The organism is Yoonia sp. TsM2_T14_4, from assembly GCF_049602355.1.
In the GTDB taxonomy this organism is placed as follows: domain Bacteria; phylum Pseudomonadota; class Alphaproteobacteria; order Rhodobacterales; family Rhodobacteraceae; genus Yoonia; species Yoonia vestfoldensis_A.
In genome coordinates, this window is the sequence record NZ_CP187137.1 from 1146924 (window position 1) to 1167437 (window position 20514).

Sequence of the window (20514 nt, forward strand, 5' to 3'; positions counted from 1 at the left end):
ATTCGCGCATAGCGCAATTTGACGCGATCCCCGTCGGAGACCGGAAAAAGCAGGTTTCTACCCTGCTTTTTTCGTTTCTTCCGCAAGTTTTGCCGCCAGATCGCGCGCGATGTTGAACGCTCCTTGTATCTTGTCGCGTTCCTTGTCCCAATCGCGCAGCACGACGATCTTGTTATCCTTGACCTTGGCCTGTCCGCGCTGGTCGTTGATAAAATCCACCAGCCCCGCAGGCGAGGCGAATTTGTCATTATGGAACCGGATCGTGGCACCCTTTGGCCCTGCATCCAGCTGGCTGATGCCCGCCTTTTTGCACATCGCCTTGATCCGCACGACCAGCAGCAGCGTGTTCACCTCGCGCGGCAGCGGGCCGAAACGGTCGATCAGTTCGGCGGCGAAACCTTCCAACTCGACCTTGGTGGTCAGGTTCGACAGGCGGCGGTACAGCCCCAGACGCACGTCAAGGTCGGGGACATAATCTTCGGGGATCAGAACCGGCACACCCAGGTTGATCTGCGGCGCCCATTGGCCGTCGTCGATGATGCCTTCGGCAGCGCCTGACCGGATCGCATTGATCTGGTCTTCCAGCATCTGCTGGTAAAGCTCATAGCCCACTTCGCGCATCTGGCCGGATTGTTCCTCGCCCAGTAAATTGCCCGCACCACGGATGTCGAGGTCTTGCGACGCGAGCGTAAACCCTGCCCCCAGACTGTCGATGGACCCCAGCACGCGCAGACGTTTCTGCGCGGTAGTGGTCAGTTTCTGGCGCGGTTTTGTCGTCAGATAGGCATAGGCGCGGGTCTTGGAGCGGCCCACCCTGCCCCTGATCTGATACAATTGCGACAGCCCGAACATATCCGCCCGCCAGACGATCATCGTATTGGCGGTTGGAATATCGAGGCCGGATTCCACAATCGTTGTCGCCAGCAGCACATCATATTTGCCGTCGTAAAAGGCGTTCATCCGGTCGTCCAATTCGCCCGCCGCCATCTGGCCCGTGGCGCTGATGAATGTCACTTCGGGGACTTCTTCGCGCAAAAACGCTTCCATCTCGTCCATATCGGTGATGCGGGGGACGACGATGAAACTCTGCCCGCCACGATAATGTTCGCGCAAGAGCGCCTCGCGTACGGTGATCGTGTCGAATTCGGACACATAGGTGCGGATCGCCAGACGGTCGATCGGCGGTGTGCCAATAACCGACAGATCGCGCACGCCCGACAGCGACAATTGCAAGGTCCGCGGGATCGGCGTGGCGGTCAGGGTCAGCACATGCACGTCGGTGCGCAATTGTTTCAGCCGTTCCTTGTGCTGCACGCCGAATTTCTGTTCCTCGTCGATGATCAACAAGCCAAGGTTCTTGAAATTCACCGCCTTTGCCAGCAGCGCATGGGTGCCGATCACGATATCAACCGTACCTTTGGCGATCCCGTCACGGGTCAATGCCGCATCGCGCGGTGACACGAACCGCGACAAAGGCCGCACATTGACCGGAAAGCCACGGAACCTTTCGGCAAAGCTTTGGTAATGCTGGCGCGCGAGCAAGGTTGTGGGCGCCACAATCGCCACCTGCACACCCGCCATTGCCGCAACGAAAGCGGCGCGAATGGCCACTTCGGTCTTGCCAAAGCCCACATCGCCGCAGATCAGCCGGTCCATCGGCTGACCTGATCCCAGATCACTGAGCACATCATCGATGGCCGATAGCTGGTCATCGGTTTCGGCATAGGGAAAGCGCGCAAGGAATTGATCCCACAGCCCTGATTCCGGTTCCAGTACGGGGGCTTTGCGCAGCGCACGTTCGGCGGCGACACGGATCAGCCGTTCGGCAATCTGGCGGATGCGTTCCTTGAGCCGTGCTTTTTTCGCTTGCCATGCACCGCCGCCCAGTTTGTCCAGCAATCCGGCCTCATGGCCGTATTTCGACAAAAGCTCGATGTTCTCGACCGGCAGGTAAAGCTTGGTTTCCTCGGCATAGGCGATCAGCAGGCATTCATGCGCGGCACCAAGTGCTGTGACAACCTCCATCCCCTCGAACCGGCCGACACCGTGATCGACGTGGACCACCAGATCGCCGGGGGCAAGGCTGTTGGCCTCGGAGAGGAAATTTTCGGCACGCCGTTTGCGCTTGGTCTGGCGGATCAGCCGGTCGCCCAGCACGTCCTGTTCGGAAATCACCGTCAGGCCGGGGGATTCAAACCCCTGATCCAAAGGCCAGACCGCCAGATAGACGCCGGTTTTGCCGATGCGCGAAAAATCACTGATGGCAATCGTCTCGCCAACACCTTCATCCTCGATCAAGCCTTCGAGCCGTTCGCGCGCGCCATCGGAATAAGAGGCGACAATGACCGGGCCTTTGGCGCTGCGCGCCTTGATATGCGCGGCCAAGGCCCCGAACAGGCTCAGGTTCTCTTGTTGGCGTTCAGGGGCGAAACTGCGCCCCATGCGCCCGCCCGCGTCGATGACGCCGGGGCCGGTGGCCTGTTTGTGCGGTGAAAACTGCAACACGCGGCGCTCGGCCACGGCGCGCGCCCACGCGGCATCGTCCAGATACAACAATTGCGGTGGGGCCGGTTTATAGACCGAATCCATCCGCCCCTTTTGCGTCAGCGCATGCATCCGCGTGCCGTATTGGTCGGCGATGGATTCCCACCGCGCCACGCGTTGCGGGCCGATCTGGTCGTCGAGCGTGATGGTCGCCTTGGGCAGGTAATCGAACAGGGTTTCCAGATCGTCCTGAAAGAACCCCAGCCAATGTTCGACGCCCGCATGCTTGCGCCCCGCGCTGACCGCCTCGTAAAGCGGGTCATCGGTGCCGGCGGCACCAAATTCGATCCGGTAATTCTGCCGGAACCGGGTGATTGCGGCCTCGTCCAAGATCACTTCGGACACCGGCGCCAGTTCCACTTCGGTCAGTTTTTCAACCGTGCGCTGGGTGGCGGGGTCAAACCGGCGCGCGGCATCCAGCACATCGCCGAACAGATCCAGCCGCACAGGGCCGGATTGGCCCGGTGGAAAGATGTCGATGATCCCACCGCGCACGGCATAATCGCCTGGTTCCATCACATTGGGGCTTTGGGTGAACCCCATCCTTACCAGAAAGGCGCGCAATGCCCCTTCATCCAGCCGTTTGCCAACGGTTGCGGTAAATGCCGCCTCGCGCAATGTGCTGCGCGCTGGCACGCGCTGGGTCGCCGCCGACAGTGTGGTCAGCAGGATGAACTGGCCGGGCATCCCGTGGACAAGGGCTGCCAATGTGGCCATGCGCGCGGCGGAAATATCTGTGTTGGGCGATACCCGGTCATAGGGCAGGCAATCCCACGCGGGGAAAACGAACACCGGCACGCCGGGCGCAAAGAACGCCAGCGCCGATTGCACGGCCGCCAGCCTTTTGTCATCGCGCGCGATATGGCAAACGGGCTGGCCCTTGGCCAATTCGGCAAGGATCAGTTTGGCGTCAAACCCTTCGGGCGCGCCGCTGACGGTGATATGGGTATGATCAGACATTGCGCCGAGATATCCTGCGCCGGGGCCGTGTCAACTGCTCATCACCCGAAGCGTTGGCTCAGCAGGACATAGATCCCCAAAAGTGCAGTGCAGAACAGCGCTGTAATTGCGATCAGCTGAATCCAGAACCGCAGCCGCACCATGGCCAGGATCAAGGCGGGTCCGGTCGGTTGGTCCTGCGCGAATTGCTGGCAGCTGCGCTGCGTCAGCAGCCCGACAAAGACCAGCGGAAAGGCCAGACAGAACAGCCCCTGCGCCAGTTCCAGCCTGTAAACAAAACCCAGCATCGCCGCTGCCGTGACGACAAACGCCCCGATACCAACCAGAATGACAGCCGGTGTGCCCGAAATCGTCATCAACCGGCGCAGGTTGATCGCCACCATTATTTCGAGATCCTGCGCCGCCTGCCCGCCCTGCCTGCGTGCGCGCACGACCATGTCGAACGGCACGCCGATCACCCAATGGGTGGCAACGGCCCAGGTCACCAAGACCGCCAGCCAATACCAGATGCTGGAAAAGGTCCTGAAATCAATCAGGCTCGTGATGATGTCGATCAGGGTCAAGCTATGGTCCGGTAATCTGTGTCAGCGCAGACGATAGCGGGCCGTCGTGCGATTGCCCAGACTTGTGATGCCGCAAAATCCATGCGACCAAAGGGCATATTCATCGCAAAGGCCGCCCCATGACCCCGATCACCCCCGCCTTTCCCATCACCCGCCTGCGCCGGATGCGCCGGACCCCTGCCCTGCGCGCGCTTGCCCGCCAGCACACGCTGACGGTGGATGATTTGATCTGGCCGGTCTTTGTGATGGAAGGCCGCGACGATGAAACGCCTGTCACCTCGATGCCCGGCGTGATGCGGCGCACCGTGGACCGGATCGCAAAGGCGGCGGTCGAGGCGCAGGCGCTGGGTATACCCGCGATCTGCATTTTTCCCTATACGGGGATGGAGGCGCGGACGGCCGATTGCGCCATGGCTTGGGATGCAAACAACCTGACCAATCAAGCGATCCGCGCGATCAAGGATGCCGCCCCCGATATCGCCGTGATGACCGATATCGCGCTGGACCCCTATAACATCAATGGCCATGACGGTTTTGTCGAAAACGGCGAGATTGTGAATGACCGCACGGTCGATGCCTTGGTGAAAATGGCGCTGGCGCAGGCGGATGCCGGTGCTGATATCCTCGGCCCATCGGATATGATGGACGGGCGCATCGGCGCGATCCGTGCCGCGTTGGAATCCGAAGGTCACAGCCATGTCACGATCCTGAGCTATGCCGCGAAATATGCCTCGGCGTTTTATGGCCCGTTCCGCGATGCGGTGGGCGCGTCCTCGGCGCTGACCGGCGACAAAAAGACCTATCAGATGGACCCCGGCAATAGTGACGAGGCGCTGCGCCTTGTCGCGCGCGATCTGTCCGAAGGGGCCGATATGGTCATGGTCAAGCCCGGCATGCCTTATCTTGATATCTGCCGGCGGGTCAAAGACACCTTCGGCGTGCCGACCTATGCCTACCAGGTCAGCGGTGAATACGCGATGATGCAGGCCGCGATCCAGAACGGTTGGCTGGACGGGGAACGCATCATGATGGAAAGCCTTTTGGCCTTTAAACGTTCAGGTTGTGACGGCGTGCTGACCTATTTCGCAATGGATGCGGCAAAGGCGCTGCAGGGCTAAATAAACCATTTGGTAATCTGCTCATGTAAGTCTTTCGGCATCACGTTAACGCTAGAAAGATTTGCAAGTGCCATTATTTTACAAAAAAGACGTGCCGTCTCCCGATCCTCTTTTGACGATGATTGACCAGACGCAGGCCGTCATCCGCTTTGGTCTCGATGGAACCATCATCACGGCGAACGAAAATTTCTGCAAGACGCTGGAATATCCGCTGGCCGAAATTCAGGGCAAACACCACCGGATGTTCGTCGATCCCAGCTATGCCAATTCCGCCGAATACCGCGATTTCTGGGACCGGCTGGGGCGGGGCGAACCATTTACCGACCGGTTTCAGCGCCGCTGCAAAAGCGGGCGGATGATCTGGATCCAGGCGACCTATGCCGGTGTGCGCGATGCGACCGGCGCGGTTGCAATCGTGATCAAGGTGGCCACCGACGTGACCCAGCGCAATGACGCTTTTGTCGAAATCGCCAAGGGTCTTGATGCGCTGAGCGGCGGTGATCTGACCTACCGGTTGCCGCATTTCGGGCTGTCCGATGTTGATGATATCGGCACCGCCTTTAACAAGGCCAGCGTCCGTCTGGCCGATATCTTGCGCAACGTGTCACAGATCGCGCAACAGGTCCGCACGATCACCGGTGATCTGGAACATGCATCCTCGGAATTATCGTCGCGCACAACCGCGCAGGCGGCGACGCTGGAACAGACGGCCGCCGCGCTGGAAGAATTGACCACGACCGTGCGGTTATCCACCAAACGCCTGACGGATGCCGAAGACCTGGCCACCCAGACCGCCGCCGGTGCGCGCAAAAGCGATGCTGTTGTCCAGCGCGCGATAGATGCGATGTCGCAGATTGCCAATTCATCTAGCGAGATTTCAAAGATCATCGCCGTGATCGACGATATCGCCTTTCAGACCAATCTGCTGGCGCTGAACGCCGGTGTCGAAGCCGCGCGCGCGGGCGATGCAGGCCGCGGCTTTGCCGTTGTCGCATCAGAGGTGCGCGGCCTTGCGCATCGTGCGCAGGACGCGGCAGGGGAGATCAAATCTTTGATCAGCCGCAGCGCGACGCAGGTGACAAACGGGGTCGATCTCGTCAACAATACCGGTGACGAGCTGAAGAACATCGTCAAAAGCATTGGCACGATCAGCGAAACGATGGGCGCGATCAGCGAAAGCGCGCGCCAGCAATCCAATGCGCTGGCTGAACTGAACGTTGGTGTTGGCCATCTTGATGTTGTCACCCAGCAAAACGCCGGAATGGTGGACCAGCTTGCGCAATCCAACACGTCGCTGGTGGGCAATGTGGGCGCGCTGATCGACCAGATGTCGCAGCTGAATGCCAGCGAAAGCGACAAGACGCCGATGCGGCGCGCGGGATGACATGTTGGCGCAGGGCGCAAGCCCGCGTACTGACTGGTGGGAAATATCCGCGCAGCGACACCAAACGCGTGACACTTTCGTCACTATCGCCTATCATCGCGCGACGAAGGGCGGCTAACGTCCCGAATTGGCAAAGGGCAGATTGATATGAGCAGATTTTCTCGGCGTGGTTTCGCGCTTGGCCTGATGGCGGCGGGCAGCCTTGCCGCTTGTAACAACGGCATCGGCAGTAGTGCGGGCGCGACCATCGATGCGCGCGTCGATGCAACATTGGAACAGATGTATACCGAATTTCCCGGTACCCGCGATCTTGCGTCGCGCGCATCGGGCCTGTTGGTGATGCCCTTGGTGACCAATGCGGGGTTCGGTTTTGGCGGGTCATTCGGGCGCGGCGCGTTGCGCGTCGGGCAATCGACGGTGGATTATTATTCCGCCACCACAGGCAGTGCCGGTCTGCAGATCGGGGCGCAGCAATTCAGCTCTGTGCTGTTCTTCATGACGCCTGATGCGCTGTTGGAATTCCGCCAAGCGCCCGGTTGGGCCGCGGGTGCCAGTATTGATTATGCCTTCAGCAACCAAAGCGACATGTTACGCGCAGAAACCACGACATCGCTGTCGCCGGTGATCGCGGTCGTGTTCGGCCAGACCGGTCTGCGGGTCGGTGCGACGCTCGAAGGCAGCAAATACACGCGGATCATCCCGTAACGCCACCGCGACACGAGATGTCGCAAACGGAACGCCGGACCTGACCGCCCCTGCCATACTGCGGCAAACAGCAGGAGCAGTGCCATGAAAACCACCACCCGTGCCGTGATCATCGGAGGCGGCGTTGTCGGGTGTTCGGTGCTTTATCATCTGACCAAGCTGGGCTGGTCGGATGTCATGCTGTTGGAACGCTCCGAGCTGACATCGGGGTCCACCTGGCATGCGGCGGGCGGATTTCACACGCTGAATGGCGACACGAATATGGCCGCGCTGCAAGGCTATACGATCCGCCTGTACCGCGAGCTGGAGGCGATCACGGGCATGTCCTGCGGGCTGCACCATGTTGGCGGTGTGACGCTTGCGGATAATAAGGACCGGTTCGACATGCTGGTCGCCGAACGCGCCAAGCACCGGTACATGGGTCTGGACACGGAAATCATCGGCCCCGCAGAGATTGCGAAAATCGCGCCGATCACCAATCTTGATGGCATCATTGGCGGGCTTTACGACCCGTTGGACGGGCATCTTGACCCGTCCGGCACAACCCATGCCTATGCGCGTGCCGCCAAGATGGGCGGTGCGACGATCGAATTGCATTGCAAGGTGATTGCAACGACCCCCCGCCCTGACGGCACATGGGACGTGGTGACCGACAAAGGCACGATCCATGCTGAACATGTGGTCAATGCCGCGGGTCTTTGGGCGCGCGAAGTGGCGGCGATGGCGGGGTCCTATGTCCCGCTGCACCCGATGGAACACCAGTATATCGTCACCGACGACCTGCCCGAGATTTACGAGCGTGACAGCGAACACCCCCATGTCATGGACCCCGCCGGCGAAAGCTATCTGCGCCAGGAAGGGCGGGGCCTGTGCATCGGGTTTTATGAACAGCCCTGCAAACCTTGGGCGGTGGATGGCACGCCGTGGGATTTTGGCCATGAATTGCTGCCCGACAATCTGGACAAGATCGAAGAGTCCATCGCCTTTGCCTACAGCCGCTTTCCGGTGCTGGAACGCGCGGGCGTCAAATCGGTGATCCACGGCCCCTTTACCTTTGCCCCTGATGGCAATCCGCTGGTCGGCCCGGTGCCCGGCCTGCGCAATTACTGGTCGGCCTGCGGTGTCATGGCGGGGTTCAGTCAGGGTGGCGGTGTGGGCCTGATGCTGGCGCAATGGATGATCACGGGCGAATGCGAACGCGATGTCAGTGCCTTGGATATCGCGCGCTATGGCCGCTGGATCACGCCCGGCTATACCCGCCCCAAGGTGGTGGAAAATTACCAGAACCGGTTTTCCGTCAGCTATCCCAATCAGGAATTGCCCGCCGCCCGCCCGCATCGCACCACGCCGATGTACGACATTTTCACCGATCTGGGCGCGGTCTGGGGCCATCAATTCGGGCTGGAGGTTGCCAATTACTTTGCCCGCGCAGATGACCCGCCCTATGAGACCCCGACCTTTCGCCGGTCTGATGCCTTTGCCGCCACCGCGCGCGAGGTGGCGGTGGTGCGCGGTGGTGTCGGCATCAATGAATTGCAGAATTTCGGCAAGTTCAGCGTCACAGGCAGCGGCGCGCGCGCATGGCTCGACCGGATCATGGCGGGACGCATCCCGCAACCGGGGCGCATGTCATTGACGCCGATGCTGTCACCCAAGGGGCGGCTTTGGGGTGATTTCACTGTCTCCTGTCTGGCCGAGGATGACTTCCAGCTGACCGCCAGCTATGGCGCGCAGGACATCCACCACCGCTGGTTTATGCAGAACGAAAGCCCGGATGCGCGGGTCGAGAATATCTCGGACACACGCACGGGGTTCCAGATTGCAGGGCCGAAGGCGCGCGATGTGCTGGCCGCCTGCACGCGCGATGATGTGGCGGGGATCAGGTTCATGGATGTGCGCCGCATCACGGTCGGTCAGGTCGCCTGTATCGTGCAGCGTGTCAGCTATACCGGCGATCTGGGCTATGAGATTTACTGCGACCCCACGGACCAGCGGCAATTGTGGTGGACGCTTTGGCAGGCGGGCCAGCCTTACGGCATCGCCCCGTTCGGGATGCGCGCGATGATGTCGCTGCGGCTCGACCGGTTTTTCGGGTCATGGGGGCGCGAGTTTTCGCCTGATTACACCGCCGCCGAAACTGGGATGGACCGCTTCATCAACTTCAAAAAGTCCAGTGATTTCATTGGCCGCGCGCTGGCCGAGGCGGAACGCGCCACGCCGCCGGACCGGATGCTGGTGACCTTTGTGGTCGATGCGGACGATGCCGATGTCGTCGCCTATGAACCGGTGTTTATCGCAGGGCAGGTGCAGGGGTTCTGTACCTCTGGCGGCTATGCGCATCATACAGGCACATCCATCGCTTTTGCGTTGGTCCCGCGCGCCGCGGCGATCGACGACATGGTGGTCGAGATCGAGATCATGGGCCAGCGCCGCCCTGCCCGCCGGATCACGACACCCCTGTTCGACCCGGACGGTCAGGTCATGCGCGGATGATCCCGATCCTGATCCTTGCGGCTGGCGCGTCGCGCCGGATGCGCGGGCAGGACAAGCTGTTGCAGGTCGTGGATGGCATGCCGCTGTTACGCCGGCAGGTGGTGATGGCGCAAGCGACCGGCCATCCGGTTTGCGTGGTGCTGCCTGCGGCGGATCATCCGCGCGCGGCGGTGATTGGTGATCTTGATGCACCCCTGCTGATCGCGCAAAATGCCGCACAGGGCATGTCTGCCAGCATGCGTGACGCCGTCGCGCAATTGCCCGATTGCGCGGCTTTCATGATCTTGCTCGGCGATCTGGTGGCCTTGAGCACAGCTGATCTGCAGCAGGTTCTGACCGCGCGGCAGCTGCATCCTGATTATCTGATCTGGCGGGGTGCGACCGCGGATGGCAAGCCCGGTCATCCAGTGATCTTTGACGCGCGGTTGCGCGGTCAATTCGCGGATTTGGCGGGGGATGGGGGTGCCGAAACAATCGTGCAGGCGCATCAGGGTCAGACCTGCATGGTCCCGCTGCCCGACGAGCGCGCAAGGCTTGATCTGGACACACCCGAACAATGGGATGCATGGCGGCGCAGCGCGCTTTAGCCGGTGGCGGTGATCAACCCGGCCTCGGTCTGTTGCAGCGTCTTGCGCGCGGCACGGTAGCGGCGCAGGCCTTCTTTGGTGGCCAGTTCGGGGAACAGCAGGAACAATTCTTCGCGTTGATCGGCGTCGATGCCTTGCAGCGTGTCATCGCCGGGCTGGAAACTTTCGGTCCAGGCACCGTCTGACAAAACGATTTCATGGGTTTCGCACATAAAATGGATATAGGTCGCCTTTGGCAGATCGATCGGTGTGATGCCTTTCATCTGCGTCAGATGTTTGGCCGCGATCAGCACCTCTGATTCGGCGAAATGACGCTTTGCCATGTCCGAAACCACCAAGACACGGTGATTGGGCGACACGATCATATCGCGTTCCGGCAGGCCCTGCCCCAACGCGCCCGCACGGATCAGCACGGGACGCATAGTGGCGCTGATCTGCAGATCCTGCATCTGCATCGTCTTTTGACCGGCCCAAGTGATGTGGCGGATGCCATTGTCGCGGGTCACGACCCTGTCGCCGATTTTCAAATTTTCGACCAGTTTTTCGCCTTTGGGTGTGGCGATCCTGGTGCCGGGGGTGAAACAGGGAATGACCTGCGCGATCTGGGCATAGGTCAGAGTGGTGCCGCAACCATAGGTCACGCAGCTGGCATCGGGATTTTTGGGTTTAAAGGCGATCTTTTTGACCTGCGGCCCTGTCAGGTTCAATAGATCGCACCGGCCATAGCGGTTGGCATGTTCGGAAGGTACAGTCAAAAACCTAGCCACAATTTCACGTTCTTTACCATGTGGCGCGACATGCGCCTGATTACACAACACCATACCGAGGCTAACCGCGGGTTAACTTATCTGGACCCATCGCGGGACTGCCTGTTGTCCTAGAGATCAAACATGGCATCAAAATGGCCCGTATCGGGCAACCTTGTCTTTGCGTAGGTCCTTGGGAAAGGCCGCGTCAAAGACGCGATTGGTGCCGATGGAGGGACTCGAACCCACACGATGTTACCACCGGGGGATTTTGAATCCCCTGCGTCTACCATTCCGCCACATCGGCACAGAACGGTTCCTAATCCGGCGGTCGGGCGGCGTCAATCGGATTTGCACAGTCTTGACGGGACAGCGCGCGCATGGCCTAAGCGGCCAATTCAACAAGGGCTTTGCAATGCTGCGCGGATTATATGACGGAACGGTCGCCTTGGCGCGGACGCGCTACGCGCTTTGGGCGCTGGGGCTGGTGGCATTTGTCGAATCGTCGTTCTTCCCGATTCCCCCCGATGTCCTGATGATCCCGATGATTATCGCGCGCCCCTCGCGGGCTTTTGTGATTGCGGCGGTGGCGACGCTTTGTTCGGTGTTGGGCGGGCTGTTCGGCTATTACATCGGGTTCGCGTTATACGAGACGATTGGCGTCCAGATCCTGCAATTCTATGGCAAAGAAGCCTATTTCACCGAATTCGCAGTGACCTATAACAGCTATGGCGCTTGGGCCGTGCTGGTCGCGGGGGTAACGCCGTTTCCCTACAAGGTGATCACCATCGCATCGGGTGTCACGCAATTGTCGTTGCCGATGTTTATAGCCGCCTCGATCGTAGCGCGCGCGTTGCGGTTTTTTCTGATGGCGGCGCTGTTGTGGAAATATGGCGCACCAATCCGTGATTTCATTGAACGGCGGCTGGGGTTGATGTTCGCCTTGTTCTGCGGTCTGTTGGTTGGCGGTTTCGCCGTTTTGGGGGTCATGTGACACGCAATTTATTCGTTTTTCTCGCCGGATCGGGGTCTTTTGCCCTGCTTGCGGGGGCGTATCTGTTTCAGGCCTTGGGCTACCCGCCCTGTGCGATGTGCCTATGGCAGCGCTGGCCGCATTTCGCCGCGATTGCGATTGCGGTATTGGCGCTGCGGTTCGGCGGGCGCAGCTTGCCGCTGCTGGGGGCTTTGGCCGCAGGCACGACTGGCGCGATTGGCGTATTTCACACGGGTGTCGAACGCGACTGGTGGGAAGGGCCGACATCTTGTACCGGCGTTAGCAGCCTGGAAGGTCTTTCAGGCGCTGACCTTTTGACCATCGACGGGCCGCGCGTGGTCATGTGCGATCAGGTGACATGGGAATTGCTGTCGCTGTCGATGGCAAGCTGGAATGCCGTGCTGTCCTTTGGCCTGATGGCCATCTGGATCAGCGCCGTGATGATAGCAAAAGGCTCGTCTCGGACCGCGTGACGCCGTCCATCCGGCGGATGGCAAACAGCGCCTGATCGAAATCTTCAAGGCTTTTGGTGCCGATTTCGGCGATCAGATCCCATGTGCCATTGGTGGAATGGACCACGATCACCTCGGACATGGCGGTCAGGCGTTTCATCACTTTTTCACCTGCCCGCCCTGCAATTTCCAGCATCATCAATCCGCGCACCGCATCGGGGCGCACGTCGGACCGGGTCAGCACGGTGAACCCCGCGATTTCGCCACCCGCGATCAGCCGGTCAAGCCTGGTGCGCAGCGTCGTGCGGGTCACGCCGACGATGGACGCAAGCTCCGACAGCGAGGCCCGTCCGTTCTGCCGTAGGGCGCGGATGATGGCGCTGTCCGTTTCGTCCATAATGACTGCTCAATTTGATTAATTCATGCCCGTTTTGCACAATTTGCACGGTTCCGCCAAGCGGCATTTTGGCTAATCTGCCGCCATGACACAGAAACATTGTATTTTGATCGGCGCGCCGGTGGATTGCGGCAAACGCCGCCGGGGCTGTCTGATGGGGCCGGATGCCTATCGCACCGCAGGGCTGGCCGAGGCGATCACCGCCCTTGGCCATAGCGTGCACGATTGGGGCAACCTTGCCCCCGCGCAGGTCGAGGTGGCTGAGGCGCGCAATCCGCTGGTCTGGAAACTGGCGGAAAACGTGGGCTGGACCCAGACCTTGATGGAAGCCGCGCAAAAGGCGGCACCACAGGGTTTCCCCATTTTCATGGGCGGCGATCACGCGCTGGCCGCTGGCACCGTGGCGGGTATGGCAGCCCATGCGCAGACCGCGGGGCGGCCGTTTTTTGCGCTCTGGCTGGATGCGCATAGCGATATCCACACGCCCGACACCACCGACAGCGGCAATCTGCACGGCACCCCCGTGGGTTACGTCACGGGGCGGCGCGGGTTTGATGCCTTTCCACCCCTACCCGTGCGCGTGGAACCGGCCAATATCTGCATGATCGGCCTGCGTTCGGTCGATACGGCAGAACATGAAATCCTTGCGCGCGGTGATGTCGAACTCGTCGATATGCGCCGGATTGACGAGGAAGGGATCAGCGCACCGTTGCAGGCGTTCCTTGACCGGGTGGCGGCGGTGGGTGGGATGCTGCATGTGTCGCTTGATGTCGATTTCCTTGACCCTTCGGTCGCCCCTGCCGTCGGCACCACCGTGCCGGGCGGGGCCACCGTGCGCGAAGGCCATCTGGTCATGGAAATGCTGTCCGATTCCGGCCTTGTCACCTCTCTCGATCTGGTAGAGCTGAACCCGTTTCTGGATGATCGCGGCAAGACCGCCAACCTGATGGTCGATCTGACCGCATCCTTGCTGGGCCGTCGCGTGTTCGACCGCCCTACGCGGAGTTACAAGTAATGCTCAAAGCTTCCTCTCGCGCGCTGGTGCCTTTCGTCAGCGTCGATAACATGATGCGCCTTGTCCATCACATCGGGGTTGAGACCTTCATCGCGGACCTTGCCTGCAACATCACCGAAGATTTCGCCAAATGGGACCAGTTCGACAAAACCCCGCGCGTGGGGTCGCATTCGGATGTTGGCGTGATCGAATTGATGCCCACATCCGACGGGGTGCTTTACGGGTTCAAATACGTCAACGGTCACCCCAAGAACATGGGCGAAGGGTTGCAGACTGTCACGGCTTTTGGTGTGCTGTCGGATGTCTATTCAGGCTATCCGCGCCTGTTGACCGAAATGACCCTGCTGACGGCGCTGCGTACGGCGGCGATGACGGCGGTGGCGACCAAACATCTGGCCGCGCCCGGGGCCAGCACGATGGCGATGATCGGCAATGGTGCGCAATCGGAATTCCAATGCCTTGCGGTCAAGGCCGTCTGCGGGATCAGCCATGTCCGGCTTTATGATCTGGACCCAGCAGCCACCGCCAAATGCGCGCGCAATCTGGAAGGATTGGGCTTGCAGGTGACACAATGCACGACGCCTGAAGAGGCCATTGAAGGCGCGCAGGTCATCACCACGGCGACGGCGGACAAGGATATGCAGACGATCCTGACCGACAACATGGTGGGCGCGGGCGTGCATATTAACGCGATTGGCGGCGATTGCCCCGGCAAGACCGAATTGCACCGCGATATCGTGGCGCGGTCCAGCATTTTCGTCGAATATCCGCCCCAGACCCGCATCGAAGGCGAAATCCAGCAGATGCCCGCCGACCATCCGGTGACAGAGCTTTGGCAGGTCATCACCGGCCAGACGCAGGGGCGCAAATCCGCGGCCGAAGTCACGCTGTTCGACGGTGTGGGCTTTGCCATCGAGGATTTCAGCGCGCTGCGCTATGTCCATGACCGGATCAAGGACACGCCCTATTACGTCGATCTGGACCTGATCGCCGACCCCGATGATCCGCGTGATCTGTTCGGGATGCTGAAACGGGCGCGTTAGGTCAGTTTCTGGGCAGTTTTGGATTGCGCCATTGCACCCAAGATCAGGTGTCTGCTATAGTCACTCGACCCAAATATAGCAGATAGCAGACAGGCGGACTTTGTGAACGATACCCCAGAAACCCCTGAAAACGATGATGATTTGCCAGTGACGCGGATGGCCCATGCGGGACCGAGCGTCACCATCGAACATGAATTGAAAACCAGCTATCTGGATTACGCGATGAGCGTGATCGTTTCGCGTGCGATCCCCGACCTGCGCGACGGTCTCAAACCGGTGCATCGCCGCATTTTATACGGCATGTACGAGGCCGGAAACACCCACGACAAAAGCTATCGCAAGTCCGCGCGGTCCGTCGGGGATGTGATGGGCAAATACCACCCCCACGGCGACAGCGCGATCTATGACGCGCTGGTGCGGATGGCGCAGGATTTTTCCATGTCGCTGCCCTTGCTGGATGGTCAGGGCAATTTCGGGTCGATGGACGGCGATCGTGCCGCCGCGATGCGCTATACCGAAGTGCGGATGGACAAACCAGCCGCCTATATGTTGATGGATATCGACAAAGATACCGTTGATTTCCAAGACAATTACGATGGCAAAGACCGTGAACCCACCGTCCTGCCCGCCCGTTTTCCCAATATGCTGGTCAATGGCGCGGGCGGCATTGCTGTTGGCATGGCCACTAATATTCCGCCGCACAATCTGGGCGAGGTGATCGACGCGACGCTGGCGCTGATCGACAACCCCGACCTGACCTCTGAGGAAATGATCGAGTTTATCCCCGCCCCTGATTTCCCCACAGGCGGGTTGATCCTTGGTCGGTCCGGCGCGCGCAAGGCGTACCTTGAAGGGCGCGGATCGGTGATCGTGCGGGCGAAAACCGTGGTCGAAGAGATCAGGAAAGACCGCTATGCCATTGTAATCAATGAGATTCCCTATCAGGTGAACAAATCGGTGATGATCGACCGCATCGCCGAAGCCGCGCGCGACAAGCGCATCGAAGGCATCGCCCATGTGCAGGACGAATCTGACCGTAACGGCGTGCGTGTCGTCGTCGAACTCAAACGTGACGCCACCGCCGAGGTGGTGCTGAACCAGCTGTTCCGTTTCACCCCGATGCAGACCTATTTTGGCTGTAACATGCTGGCGCTGAACGGCGGCAAGCCCGAACAGCTGACGCTGCGGGCCTTCCTTGTTGCCTTTGTCGATTTCCGTGAAGAGGTGATTGCGCGGCGTACCGCGTTCGAGCTGCGCAAAGCGCGTGAGAGGGCGCATATCCTGTGCGGTCTGGCCGTTGCAGTGACCAATATCGACGAAGTCGTCGCCACGATCCGTGGGTCCGCCGATGCCGCCGATGCGCGCCATACACTGATGACGCGGCGCTGGCCTGCTGCGGCGATCCTTGAATATATCAAGCTGATCGATGATCCGACCCATACCGCCAATGACGATGGCACCTATAACCTGTCAGAGGCACAGGCACGCGCCATCCTTGAATTGCGCCTGCAACGCCTGACCCAGATCGGCGTCAAGGAAGTGACGGACGAATTGCAGGAATTGGCGGGCAAGATCCGCGAATATCTGGAAATTCTGGGCAGCCGCGACCGTATTTTGCAAATCATCCGTGACGAGCTGACCGAAGTGCGCGACCAATTCGCCGTGCCGCGCCGCACACAGATCGTCGATTGGTCTGGTGATATGGATGACGAGGACCTGATCGAACAGGAAGACATGGTCGTGACCGTGACCTCGGGTGGCTATATCAAGCGCACCGCCTTGGCCGATTTCCGCGCGCAGCGCCGTGGTGGCAAGGGTCTGTCCTCGATGGCGACGAAAGAAGAGGATGTCGTGACCACCCTCTTCGTGGCCAATACCCATACGCAACTGTTGTTCTTCACCACCGATGGCATGGCCTACAAGCTGAAGACATGGCGTCTGCCGCTGGGCAGCCGCACCGCCAAGGGCAAGGCGATCGTCAACATCCTGCCGATTCCGCAGGGCGTATCGGTTGCCGCGATCATGCCGGTGGACCGGCCAGAGGCGGAATGGGATGATTTGCAGATCGTGTTCGCCACATCGGCGGGTGATGTGCGCCGCAATGCTTTGTCGGATTTCACCAACGTCAAGTCGAATGGCAAGATCGCCATGAAACTACCTGATGAACATACGCTTTTGGTGAATGCGCGGATCTGTTCGCCCGATGATGACGTGATGCTGATCACCGATTCCGGCCGCGCGATCCGCTTTCCCACCACCGATGTGCGCGTCTTCAAGGGCCGCGACAGCACCGGTGTGCGCGGGATCAGGTTGCAGGGCGATGATAAGGTCGTGTCGATGAGCATCATCCGCCATTTCGAGGCCGAGGCCGAGGAACGTGCCGCCTATCTGAAAATGCGCCGCGCGATGGCGGGCTTGGCGGACGATGCCGAAGTGGAAGACGAAGAAGCCGCCCCCGGCCAGATCAGCCCAGAGCGCTATGCCGCGATGTCTGCGGCGGAAAACCTGATCCTGACGATCAGCGCCAAAGGGTCGGGCAAATTGTCGTCCAGCCATGATTATCCCGTGCGCGGGCGTGGCGGCATGGGTGTTGCCGCGATGGACAAGGCGATGCGGGGCGGCCCGCTTGTCACATCTTTCCCGGTCGAAATGTCCGATCAGATCATGCTGGTCACATCGACCGGCCAGTCGATCCGCGTGCCGGTCGAGGGGATTTCGTTCCGGTCGCGCAGCGCAGGCGGGGTTAAGGTGTTCGACACTGGCAAGGGTGAAACCGTGGTCAGCGTGGCTTGGATCGCCGATCAGGGCGACGACGAGGACGACGCTTAAGGGGCGCTGCCCCTCGCCCCGGACAGGGTCCGGGGCTCACCCCGGAGTACTTGGGGAAATAAGAAGCCGCGACGAGAGGATGGCGATGGAACAGCATTTGCATATTATTGGCGGCGGGATGGCTGGGTCCGAGGCAGCATGGCAGGCGGCCAATGCGGGCATCAAGGTGGTTATCCACGAAATGCGCCCCAAGGTCGGCACCTTTGCCCATCGTACCGGCAATCTGGGGGAAATGGTCTGTTCCAATTCTTTCCGGTCGGATGATCATGAACAGAATGCCGTCGGCCTATTGCATTGGGAAATGCGCGCCGCGGGCGGGCTGATCATGGATATGGCTGAAAAGCACCGCTTGCCTGCCGGTGGCGCGCTGGCCGTGGACCGCGACCCTTTTGCCGAAAGCGTGACAGCCGCGCTGACCGCGCATCCCAATATCAGCGTCAGTTACGATGAAATTACCACCCTGCCAAAGGATGGCCATTGGATTATCGCGACCGGCCCGCTGACATCGGGGGCCTTGGCCGCAGCGATTGCCGCCGAGACTGGTACCGAGGCGCTGGCGTTTTTCGACGCCATCGCCCCTATCGTGTACCACGAGACGGTCAACATGGATGTGGCCTGGATGCAGTCGCGTTATGACAAGGGCGAGACGGTGGAAGAACAGACCGCCTATCTCAACTGCCCGATGACAAAGGCGCAATACGAGGATTTCATCGACGCGCTGCTGGCCGCCGACAAAACCGAATTCAAGGAAGGCGAAACCGCCGGTTATTTCGACGGCTGCCTGCCGATCGAGGTGATGGCAGAACGTGGGCGCGAAACCCTGCGGTTTGGTCCGATGAAGCCCGTCGGCCTGACCAATGCGCATGATCCGGGCAACAAGCCCTATGCTGTGGTCCAGCTGCGCCGCGATAATGCGTTGGGGACATTGTATAACATCGTCGGTTTCCAGACCAAGATGAAATACGGTGCGCAAAAGACTGTTTTTGCAATGATTCCGGGATTGGAGACTGCTGAATTCGCGCGCCTTGGCGGCATCCATCGCAACACGTTCATCAATTCGCCCAGCTTGCTGGATGACCAGATGCGCCTGCGTTCGCGCCCCAATATCCGCTTTGCAGGCCAGATCACTGGTGTCGAAGGTTACGTTGAAAGTGCCGCGATGGGATTGCTGGCAGGTCGGATGGCGGCGGCGGAATTGCAGGGGCGCAGCCTTTCGCCAGTGCCTGTCACCACCGCGATGGGCGCGCTGGTAAGCCATATCACCGGCGGGGCCGAGGCCAAAACATTCCAGCCGATGAACGTGAATTTCGGGCTGTTCCCGCCGCTTGACGGTGTCAAAGGCGGACGGCGCGGGCGCAAGGACCGGTACAAAGCCTATACCGACCGCGCCAAGGCGGATTGGCAGGACTGGCTGGTGCCGCAGGCGCTTGCCGCGGAATGATCACGCGCTTTGCGCCGTCCCCGACGGGGCCGTTGCATCTGGGCCATGCCTATTCCGCAATCCTTGCGCATGATATGGCGCGCGCCCTGGGCGGCACCTTCCTGCTGCGGATCGAGGATATCGACCAGACCCGTGCAAGGCCCGCATGGGAGGTGCAGATTTACGACGATCTGGCCTGGCTTGGCCTGACATGGGACGGGCCGGTTTTGCGCCAGTCGGACCGGATGGGTGTTTATGACAATGTGATCGACGGTCTGTGGCAGCGGGGGCATTTGTATGTCTGCACCTGTACGCGGCGCGATATTCAAGCGGCGCTGAGCGCGCCGCAGGAAGGCTGCAATGTCGGTCCTGACGGGCTGATCTATCCCGGCACATGCAAGGCGCAGCGCCGCCTCCGGCGGGAGTATTGGCAACAAAGCGAAAGCGGGATGCCCGCGCGCGATGCGGTGTTGCGGTTTGATTTGGACACTTTAAGCAATGACATAATTACATTTCAAAACAACGGTTTACATGTTGAAGTGACACGCCAAGACCTCCAACGTGATGTCGGTGATTTTGTGATCGGGCGCAAGGACAGCGGCACATCCTATCATCTGAGCGTTGTGATCGACGATGCCGCACAAGGTGTCACGGACGTGGTGCGCGGCGCGGATCTGGCCGAGGCGACGCAGATCCATGCCGCCTTGCAGGCGCTTTTGGGCCTGCCGACACCGCGCTATCACCATCATGATCTGATCCGCGACGCAGCTGGCAAACGGTTGGCCAAGCGGGATGATGCCAAGGCGATAGCGACATTCCGCGCCGAAGGGGCCAGCCCTGCGGATATCAGGCGGATGGTGGGGTTGATCCCATAGGCTGCATCAATTCGACCGCATCGCCCGCGCGCACAGCGGTGTAAAAACAGCTGCGCCGCCCGGTGTGGCAGGCGGGACCGGTCTGGTTGACTGTCACCAGCACGCAATCGCGGTCACAATCCACGCGGAAATCGACCAATTCCTGCACATGGCCGCTGGTATCGCCCTTGACCCAGAAGGCCTGACGCGAGCGCGACCAATAGGTGACGCGGCCTGTGTCCAGCGTGCGGGCCACGGATTCGGCGTTCATCCATGCCATCATCAGCACCTCGCCCGATGCGGCATCTTGGGCGATTGCGGGGATCAGCCCTGCATCGTTATATTTCAGCGTGGTCAGGTCGAATGGCATCGGGTTTCCCTTTGCAAGCAGCGTCCAGCGCCCTAACTAG

17 protein-coding genes and 1 tRNA gene are annotated in these 20514 nt (G+C 60.4%); 12 read left to right on the top strand and 6 right to left on the bottom strand.

The window, feature by feature from the left end:
* Window positions 1–57: 57 nt before the first annotated feature.
* Complete coding sequence (gene mfd, locus ACPF9B_RS05625; protein WP_424179827.1) at window positions 58–3504, bottom strand: transcription-repair coupling factor; 3447 nt, start codon at window positions 3502–3504, stop codon at window positions 58–60.
* Window positions 3505–3545: 41 nt separating this feature from the next.
* Window positions 3546–4067, bottom strand: a complete 522-nt coding sequence (locus ACPF9B_RS05630) for a hypothetical protein (RefSeq protein WP_424179829.1) — start codon at window positions 4065–4067, stop codon at window positions 3546–3548.
* 119 nt (window positions 4068–4186) lie between these two features.
* Between ACPF9B_RS05630 and hemB the strand changes: the two genes are divergently transcribed.
* The 5 genes from hemB (at window position 4187) to ACPF9B_RS05655 (ending at window position 10354) form a co-directional block, all read left to right on the top strand.
* Window positions 4187–5185, top strand: a complete 999-nt coding sequence (gene hemB / locus ACPF9B_RS05635; protein WP_424179831.1) for a porphobilinogen synthase — start codon at window positions 4187–4189, stop codon at window positions 5183–5185.
* A 67-nt stretch (window positions 5186–5252) separates the two neighbouring features.
* Window positions 5253–6569, top strand: a complete 1317-nt coding sequence (locus tag ACPF9B_RS05640; RefSeq protein WP_424179833.1) for a methyl-accepting chemotaxis protein — start codon at window positions 5253–5255, stop codon at window positions 6567–6569.
* Window positions 6570–6716: 147 nt separating this feature from the next.
* Window positions 6717–7274 carry a YSC84-related protein gene (locus ACPF9B_RS05645; RefSeq protein WP_040482794.1) on the top strand — a complete coding sequence of 186 codons (558 nt, stop codon included), beginning with the start codon at window positions 6717–6719 and terminating at the stop codon, window positions 7272–7274.
* 84 nt (window positions 7275–7358) lie between these two features.
* Window positions 7359–9767, top strand: coding sequence for a GcvT family protein (locus ACPF9B_RS05650; protein ID WP_424179835.1), 2409 nt, complete (start codon window positions 7359–7361; stop codon window positions 9765–9767).
* Window positions 9764–10354, top strand: a complete 591-nt coding sequence (locus ACPF9B_RS05655; RefSeq protein WP_424179837.1) for a nucleotidyltransferase family protein — start codon at window positions 9764–9766, stop codon at window positions 10352–10354. Before ACPF9B_RS05650 ends, ACPF9B_RS05655 begins: the two co-directional genes overlap by 4 nt.
* Here the strand turns inward: ACPF9B_RS05655 and ACPF9B_RS05660 are convergent.
* Window positions 10351–11109, bottom strand: a complete 759-nt coding sequence (locus ACPF9B_RS05660) for a Hint domain-containing protein (protein WP_424179839.1) — start codon at window positions 11107–11109, stop codon at window positions 10351–10353. The genes ACPF9B_RS05655 and ACPF9B_RS05660 overlap by 4 nt on opposite strands.
* A 212-nt stretch (window positions 11110–11321) precedes the next feature.
* A tRNA-Leu gene (locus ACPF9B_RS05665) sits at window positions 11322–11407 on the bottom strand.
* A gap of 108 nt (window positions 11408–11515) precedes the next feature.
* Between ACPF9B_RS05665 and ACPF9B_RS05670 the strand changes: the two genes are divergently transcribed.
* Window positions 11516–12094: a YqaA family protein gene (locus ACPF9B_RS05670; protein ID WP_424179841.1), complete on the top strand. Its 579-nt coding sequence runs from the start codon at window positions 11516–11518 to the stop codon at window positions 12092–12094.
* The gene (locus ACPF9B_RS05675) at window positions 12091–12567 is read left to right on the top strand and encodes a disulfide bond formation protein B (RefSeq protein ID WP_424179843.1); all 477 of its coding nucleotides are present in this window, start codon (window positions 12091–12093) and stop codon (window positions 12565–12567) included. Before ACPF9B_RS05670 ends, ACPF9B_RS05675 begins: the two co-directional genes overlap by 4 nt.
* On the opposite strand, the gene ACPF9B_RS05680 is transcribed toward ACPF9B_RS05675, so the two are convergent.
* Window positions 12524–12943, bottom strand: a complete 420-nt coding sequence (locus tag ACPF9B_RS05680) for an Lrp/AsnC family transcriptional regulator (RefSeq protein ID WP_007204875.1) — start codon at window positions 12941–12943, stop codon at window positions 12524–12526. The genes ACPF9B_RS05675 and ACPF9B_RS05680 overlap by 44 nt on opposite strands.
* An 85-nt stretch (window positions 12944–13028) precedes the next feature.
* Between ACPF9B_RS05680 and rocF the strand changes: the two genes are divergently transcribed.
* From rocF to gluQRS, 5 genes are all read left to right on the top strand, one after another.
* A complete protein-coding gene (gene rocF, locus ACPF9B_RS05685) occupies window positions 13029–13958 on the top strand; it encodes an arginase (RefSeq protein WP_424179845.1) in 930 nt (309 codons plus the stop codon).
* Window positions 13958–15001 carry an ornithine cyclodeaminase gene (locus ACPF9B_RS05690; RefSeq protein ID WP_424179847.1) on the top strand — a complete coding sequence of 348 codons (1044 nt, stop codon included), beginning with the start codon at window positions 13958–13960 and terminating at the stop codon, window positions 14999–15001. Before rocF ends, ACPF9B_RS05690 begins: the two co-directional genes overlap by 1 nt.
* Window positions 15002–15103: 102 nt before the next feature.
* Window positions 15104–17830 (top strand): DNA gyrase subunit A, encoded by a 2727-nt coding sequence (gene gyrA, locus ACPF9B_RS05695; RefSeq protein ID WP_007204872.1) that lies wholly within the window; start codon window positions 15104–15106, stop codon window positions 17828–17830.
* Between the two features lie 85 nt (window positions 17831–17915).
* Complete coding sequence (trmFO, locus tag ACPF9B_RS05700) at window positions 17916–19271, top strand: methylenetetrahydrofolate--tRNA-(uracil(54)-C(5))-methyltransferase (FADH(2)-oxidizing) TrmFO (protein ID WP_040483125.1); 1356 nt, start codon at window positions 17916–17918, stop codon at window positions 19269–19271.
* Window positions 19268–20125: a tRNA glutamyl-Q(34) synthetase GluQRS gene (gene gluQRS, locus ACPF9B_RS05705; protein WP_424179850.1), complete on the top strand. Its 858-nt coding sequence runs from the start codon at window positions 19268–19270 to the stop codon at window positions 20123–20125. Before trmFO ends, gluQRS begins: the two co-directional genes overlap by 4 nt.
* Here the strand turns inward: gluQRS and hisI are convergent.
* Entirely contained in the window at window positions 20097–20474 is a 378-nt protein-coding gene (hisI, locus tag ACPF9B_RS05710; protein WP_424179852.1) for a phosphoribosyl-AMP cyclohydrolase, read from the bottom strand. The two genes, gluQRS and hisI, sit on opposite strands and share 29 nt — an antisense overlap.
* Window positions 20475–20514 lie beyond the last annotated feature (40 nt).

Excerpts from the sequence above, each read along its gene's own strand:
- mfd (WP_424179827.1), bottom strand. The coding sequence starts at position 3,504 with ATGTCTGATCATACCCATATCACCGTCAGCGGCGCGCCCGAAGGGTTT.
- hemB (WP_424179831.1), top strand. The coding sequence starts at position 4,187 with ATGACCCCGATCACCCCCGCCTTTCCCATCACCCGCCTGCGCCGGATG.
- ACPF9B_RS05645 (WP_040482794.1), top strand. The coding sequence starts at position 6,717 with ATGAGCAGATTTTCTCGGCGTGGTTTCGCGCTTGGCCTGATGGCGGCG.
- ACPF9B_RS05650 (WP_424179835.1), top strand. The coding sequence starts at position 7,359 with ATGAAAACCACCACCCGTGCCGTGATCATCGGAGGCGGCGTTGTCGGG.
- ACPF9B_RS05655 (WP_424179837.1), top strand. The coding sequence starts at position 9,764 with ATGATCCCGATCCTGATCCTTGCGGCTGGCGCGTCGCGCCGGATGCGC.
- ACPF9B_RS05670 (WP_424179841.1), top strand. The coding sequence starts at position 11,516 with ATGCTGCGCGGATTATATGACGGAACGGTCGCCTTGGCGCGGACGCGC.
- ACPF9B_RS05680 (WP_007204875.1), bottom strand. The coding sequence starts at position 12,943 with ATGGACGAAACGGACAGCGCCATCATCCGCGCCCTACGGCAGAACGGA.
- rocF (WP_424179845.1), top strand. The coding sequence starts at position 13,029 with ATGACACAGAAACATTGTATTTTGATCGGCGCGCCGGTGGATTGCGGC.
- ACPF9B_RS05690 (WP_424179847.1), top strand. The coding sequence starts at position 13,958 with ATGCTCAAAGCTTCCTCTCGCGCGCTGGTGCCTTTCGTCAGCGTCGAT.
- trmFO (WP_040483125.1), top strand. The coding sequence starts at position 17,916 with ATGGAACAGCATTTGCATATTATTGGCGGCGGGATGGCTGGGTCCGAG.
- gluQRS (WP_424179850.1), top strand. The coding sequence starts at position 19,268 with ATGATCACGCGCTTTGCGCCGTCCCCGACGGGGCCGTTGCATCTGGGC.
- hisI (WP_424179852.1), bottom strand. The coding sequence starts at position 20,474 with ATGCCATTCGACCTGACCACGCTGAAATATAACGATGCAGGGCTGATC.